The organism is Peribacillus sp. P4_C12 (assembly GCF_056402095.1).
The window spans coordinates 1-5246 of sequence record NZ_JBFUIB010000262.1 but is presented as its reverse complement, the minus strand read 5'-3'; the positions used below and the strand labels follow the sequence as shown (position 1 = coordinate 5246).

The window sequence follows — 5246 nt, the reverse complement described above, 5'->3', positions numbered from 1 at the left end:
GTTTTAGTAGTGTACCCGATTGTGTCATAAAAATACCAACGGGTATGTTTAAGTGATTCTCTATTCAACTAAATCACCGCCTTCGACACCTCTAAGGTGAAGAACTATTAAATGATAGGAGGTTTTACAATGCTAGATAATTTACAAGAAAAAAGTTCAGGCGTTGTACGTACTGTTCTTGGACTAGTGCCTGCTCAAGAACTAGGTGTTGTGCTCATTCATGAATCACTTCTTTCTGTGATGCCTGGTGCGGAGTATGCACCAGAGATTGATATGGATAGAAGTAAGATATTTGAGGAATTAAAGCATGAGCTTACTGAATTTCGTAGACTTGGTGGAAAAACAATTGTAGATCGTAGCGGTATGTTCCACGGTCGTGACGTAAAGCTTTATGAAACTCTTTCTAGAACAACAGGTATACATATCGTAGCGTCAACAGGTTTAGGACCTGAGCCGATGTTAAGTGGATACTTTGTTACACCACAAAAGAATCCGCCTACACCATGGTCAGCAGAACAATTTGCTGATTTGTTCGCCAAAGAGGTGACAGAAGGAATCGTTGTACCACGTATTGAACGTTCAAGTTCAGCAGGATTAGTGACGTCAATCGCAAGTCAAAGTGGTATTACAGAAAAAGAAATTAATCTTTTCCGTGGATCTGCACAAGCAGCTCTCGCAACAGGAGTACCTGTATCGGTTCAATACGGCGCGGATGCTGTAAATGATCTAGAAATTTTATTAGGTGAAGGCATTGCACCAAACCGTGTCATCATCGGAGGGCTTGACCGTCTAGATGCTGTCCGCCGCAAAGAAGCATTCGCTGTTGCGCGTCATGGTGCTATGGTGGCATTAGACCATGTTGGTTGGGCTACAAACGAAGGCTACGTGAACGATGAAGAACGTGCAAAGTTAATTTTAGCGTTATTTAAAGAAGGTTTTGGTGATTGTGTCCTAATTTCAACAAATGCAATTGGCGTTGCAAAAGGTCATGATGCAAAAGAGCTTGGTTTCGATTACTTACTAACAAAATTTGTTCCAACCCTACGTAGAGTAGGTGTAACTGATGAACAAATTCGCATTTTATTAGAAGAAAACCCACAACGTGTATTTACTGTTGATGCTTCAGCAGCTACAGAAAAAGAATCTGTTTTGGTAACAGAGCAAAACTAAACGTGAGGAGTGAATAAAGGATGGGTAAGGTAAATACGGTTTTAGGGCCAATCGCGACGGAAGACTTAGGGATTACGGCAATGCACGAGCATGTTGGGTTCGGTCTACCTGGATGTGACCTAGATACACAATGGTGGAAAAAACCTGAAGAAGCGTTTGATGTTACAGTACAAAAGTTACGTCGCTTCCGTGAATACGGCGGTAAAACATTCGTAGACTGTACAGGGATTGGAAACGGACGCGATGTCGAATATTTCCAAGTGCTTTCACGAAAAACAGGGGTCAATATTATTGCTGTTACAGGCTTTGTAGCAGGTGACTCAGCTCTACCATATTTCCGTAACAAACCAGTCGAATATCTTACGGATTTATTCATCCATGAAATTACAGTTGGTATTGACGGTACGAGCGCAAAAGCTGGCGCTATTAAAGTAGGGGTAAGTCGCGGTGGTAAACTAAGCGAACTTGATAAACGCATTTACCGTGCAGCTGCACGTGCAGCATTACAAACGGGTGTCCCAATTATTACACATTTATGCGTAGATGCTGAATCTGCAATTGCAATCTTCGATGAAGAAGGCTTACCACTTGATCGCGTACTTATGGGGCATGCTGATGATGGCGGATATCTCGATGAAGACCGTGATACGATGATTGCAGAATTAGGTGGATGGGTAGGCTTCGATACAATTGGCTATGACAGTGAGATGGAAGGTTCACCATATTGGTCACGTCCTCGTCAAGATCGTGTTGAGCATTTCCTTCGTTTCCTTGATAAAGGTTTTGTTGACCGTGCACTTATTTCAGCTGATGCCAACTGCTGTGCTCTTGGCTGGCCAGGATTAAAAGGACATTCAGTAAACTACCTGTTTGAAGAATTCTTACCAGATCTTCGTAAAGCGGGTGTTGGTGAAGAAGTATTTGAACAACTTTTAGTAAACAATCCTGCGAAAATCCTAACTATGCAAAAACCTCGTTCCTTCGTGAAAACGGTAGTGTTAACACAAAAGGCCTAAGAAGGGCAGTTTCTGCTTCTGATTCTAGAAGCCTACACTCCACTTTCATTACTCGCTTTGATCTGTGAAAAGTGACGAGATATGATTTCGGAAAATAGTTGAACAACATAGCGGGAGGATAACGAATATGAGTATTAAAGGATTGGCCTATATTGCAGGGGCGTTCGAGCACCCACTGCGTAAGGCACCGAATAAATCCGTTGCTGCTTTACATGCAGAATGTGCGAAAGGTGCATTAGAAGATGCTGGACTAGCATTTGCAGATGTAGACGGATATTTTTGTGCAGATGACGCTCCGGGTGGTGTGCTGTCTATGGTCGATTATTTAGGTCTCAATGTACGCCATGTAGATGGTACAGACACTGGCGGTTCATCGTACATTGCCCATGTTTCCCATGCTGCACATGCAATCGCAGCTGGCAAATGTAATGTTGCATTAATTACAATGGCGGGTCGTCCACGTTCAGAGGGCAGAAGTGGTGTCAAACAGAAGATCGTTGGTGCAAATGTTCCAGATACACCGTTTGAACTTCCTTTTGGACCGACTGCTGTCAATGAGTACGCGATGGCTACAATGCGTCATATGCATGAATATGGCACGACGAGTGAACAATTAGCATGGGTCAAAGTCGCAGCTTCACATCATGCCAGGCATAATTCAAACGCTATGCTGCGTGATTTAGTGACGGTTCAGGACGTACTTGAGTCCCCTATAATTGCTGATCCATTACATAAACTGGATTGCTGTGTAGTAAGTGACGGTGGCGGTGCTTTAGTTGTCGTAAAACCCGAGATTGCCAAAAGTCTGAAGCGTCCACTTGTCCGAGTGATGGGTTGTGGCGAAGCACCTAAAGGATTACTTGGCGGCAAAACGGATCTTACGTATACAGGCGCTATTTGGTCAGGGCCTAGAGCCTTTGAGGAGGCTGGGGTTACACCTCAAGATATTAAGTATGCGTCCATTTATGATAGCTTCACAATTACGGTGTTAATGCAGCTTGAAGACTTAGGTTTTTGTGAAAAAGGCGAGGGTGGAAAATTCGTCGCTGATGGGAACCTGATTTCAGGAGTGGGTAAGCTCCCAATCAATACGGATGGTGGCGGGTTAAATAACAATCACCCAGCAAGCCGAGGTGGCATCATTAAAGTGATAGAGGCTGTCCGTCAGCTACGTGGCGAAGCACACCCGCAAGTGCAGGTGAAAAATTGTGACATTGCGTTAGCTCATGGTACTGGTGGCGGACTAGCAAGCCGTCACGGTAGTGCAACACTGATCATGGAGAGGGTGTAGTAGAATGGGAACTCAATATCAAGATAGAACGATGGCGATCCCCGAGATTCATCCAGAACACAAGGAATATTGGGATGCTGCTGCAGAAGGAAAGCTTCTGATAAAGCAGTGCGATTCTTGTGGTGAGTATCATTATTATCCACGTGTGTTATGCCCGTATTGTATGACCGAGAAAACGACGTGGAAAGAAGCAAATGGCACTGGTAGTATCTACACTTATAGTGTGATGCGACGAGGAGTGTCATATGCCATCGCCTTCGTTGAGCTCGATGAAGGCCCAAAAATGATGACAAATATCGTCGATTGTGACCTAGATACGGTGCATATCAATCAAAAGGTAAAAGTGGTATTCAAGCAAAGTGGCGATGAAGATAATCCAGGTTCTTTTGTACCGTGCTTCACACCTGCCTGAGGATTTTAATGAATAGGCTTTGCTACTTCGCTTTATTAGAACATAGGCGGATGTAATAAATAATAAAAAATCTGATTATTGTGAATATTGTCAATTTCCTATTGATTGAACTGTCACTATACAGATTCAAAACATACTTAGAAAGACTAAGAAGAGGAGCGAATTTAAATGATTATCACTAAGGACGTACGCATTAAAATGCGTGACGGCGTGCATATCGCTGCAGATATTTACCGTCCTGAAGGCACAGAAAAAGTACCAGCATTACTTGCTCTTAGCCCATACGGTAAAGAACTACAAGCGCAAGCGCTAACATTACCTCCACAAGCACGTCCAAGTCATCTATGGAACGGAGCGATTGAAGCAGGTGACATTCGTGAAGTCGTATCACGAGGTTATGCTCATATTATCGCAGACATACGTGGTACAGGTGGTTCTGAAGGTCAAATGTGCGGTAACTATAATTCTGGTGGTCATGGAGATGGAAAAGATATCTATGACATCGTGGAATGGATGGCTGAGCAAGATTGGTGTGACGGAAATATCGGGATGATCGGTATTTCATACTTTGCATCTGTTCAAATTTTAGGTGCAGCGGAGCAACCACCACACTTAAAAGCAATCTTTGCGAACGGTGGTCACTTCGATCTGTACGAGCTTTGTTATCACGGCGGTATCATGTGGTTAATGCCACGTGCTTCTCGTGAAGGACGCGGCGGCGATAGTGGTAATGCATTCAATAACGTTGCAAGTAAGAGCTCGAAAGTATTCACTCCAGAAGAGCTTAAAGAAAAAACGCAAGAACGCTTAAACGATCCAGATATCGCACATTGGTCAGATTTCGTTCACCTTTTACATTATCAAGATCGGCACGAATTGTGGATGGATTACTTATTAAATCCACTTGATGGCCCATTCTGGCAAAAAAATAGCGCATTAGAAGTAGCCCATAAAGTAGAAATCCCAACTTACTTCCAAGCAAAATGGGGTCGCGGTTGGAACGTTGAAGGCACAATCGAATGCTTCCACAAAGTATCAGGCATTAAAAAGCTTGATGTCCAAGCGCTTCCACCAATGTTAGAGCGTCCATTCCATGAAAGYCATGATGAAATGTTCCGCTGGTATGATTACTGGTTAAAAGGTATTGACAATGGCATTATGGACGAACCAACAGTGCAGTTCTCTGTAGAAGGTTCTTACAAATGGCGTAAAGAAGATCACTGGCCATTGCCATATGAAGAAAAGAAAGAGTTCTACTTACGTCCTCGCCATAAAATTAGCGAGAAACCGGAGCCATTAACATCTGAATATGCACATCCAGATGGCTTCTACCAAGCGCCATTAACAGTAACAACAA

The 5246-nt window shown here is 43.4% G+C and carries 5 protein-coding genes; all 5 read left to right on the top strand.

The features are described 5' to 3' along the window. Window positions 1-129: 129 nt before the first annotated feature. On the top strand, window positions 130-1170 hold the full coding sequence (locus tag AC1DUW_RS20600; protein WP_053345697.1) for a phosphotriesterase family protein: 1041 nt from the start codon (window positions 130-132) through the stop codon (window positions 1168-1170). A 20-nt stretch (window positions 1171-1190) separates the two neighbouring features. Beyond that, on the top strand, window positions 1191-2186 hold the full coding sequence (locus AC1DUW_RS20595) for a phosphotriesterase family protein (protein ID WP_053345698.1): 996 nt from the start codon (window positions 1191-1193) through the stop codon (window positions 2184-2186). Between the two features lie 127 nt (window positions 2187-2313). Next, window positions 2314-3477: a thiolase domain-containing protein gene (locus AC1DUW_RS20590; RefSeq protein ID WP_477643329.1), complete on the top strand. Its 1164-nt coding sequence runs from the start codon at window positions 2314-2316 to the stop codon at window positions 3475-3477. Between the two features lie 31 nt (window positions 3478-3508). Then, complete coding sequence (locus AC1DUW_RS20585; protein WP_236694892.1) at window positions 3509-3889, top strand: Zn-ribbon domain-containing OB-fold protein; 381 nt, start codon at window positions 3509-3511, stop codon at window positions 3887-3889. 168 nt (window positions 3890-4057) lie between these two features. Then, window positions 4058-5246 (top strand): CocE/NonD family hydrolase (locus AC1DUW_RS20580; protein ID WP_477643328.1); only part of this gene is annotated, 1189 nt, incomplete at its 3' end.

What these genes read in the sequence shown, in the direction of transcription:
- AC1DUW_RS20600 (WP_053345697.1), top strand. Translation starts at nt 130, where the DNA reads ATGCTAGATAATTTACAAGAAAAAAGTTCAGGCGTTGTACGTACTGTT.
- AC1DUW_RS20595 (WP_053345698.1), top strand. Translation starts at nt 1,191, where the DNA reads ATGGGTAAGGTAAATACGGTTTTAGGGCCAATCGCGACGGAAGACTTA.
- AC1DUW_RS20590 (WP_477643329.1), top strand. Translation starts at nt 2,314, where the DNA reads ATGAGTATTAAAGGATTGGCCTATATTGCAGGGGCGTTCGAGCACCCA.
- AC1DUW_RS20585 (WP_236694892.1), top strand. Translation starts at nt 3,509, where the DNA reads ATGGCGATCCCCGAGATTCATCCAGAACACAAGGAATATTGGGATGCT.